The sequence below is a fragment of the Algoriphagus sp. A40 genome (assembly GCF_002002735.1).
GTDB lineage: Bacteria > Bacteroidota > Bacteroidia > Cytophagales > Cyclobacteriaceae > Algoriphagus.
The window spans coordinates 1-445 of the sequence record NZ_MUNY01000011.1; the positions used below are offsets into that span (position 1 = coordinate 1).

The window sequence follows — 445 nt, forward strand, 5'->3', positions numbered from 1 at the left end:
CAGACCAGAACGCTGTCTTTGGACAAGCAGGTGGTATCGGGTGATCCGTACGCTGCGGTAGGTGACGTGGTGGCATACCGCTACGTGATCACCAACAGCGGCAACGTGACCCTGGCCGGACCATTCAGTGTGACAGACGACAAGATTGCGGGCATTGCGGCGGTGAACGGTCCATTGGCACCGGGCGGCAGCGTGACTGCGACAGGCAGCTATACAATTACCCAGACGGATCTGAACAACGGCAGTGTGACCAACGTGGCCAGCGCGAGCGGCAACGGGGTGACCTCGAATACGGATACCGAGACCGTGGATGCGACCCAGACCAGAACGCTGTCTTTGGACAAGCAGGTGGTATCGGGTGATCCGTACGCTGCGGTAGGTGACGTGGTGGTTTACAACTACGTGATCACCAACAGCGGCAACGTGACCCTGGCCGGACCATTCA

General features: G+C 59.3%; 1 protein-coding gene. It reads left to right on the plus strand.

Features of this window, described 5'->3' with window-relative positions:
- Nucleotides 1-445 (plus strand): hypothetical protein (locus B0E43_RS23285; protein ID WP_139352612.1); only part of this gene is annotated, 445 nt, incomplete at both ends.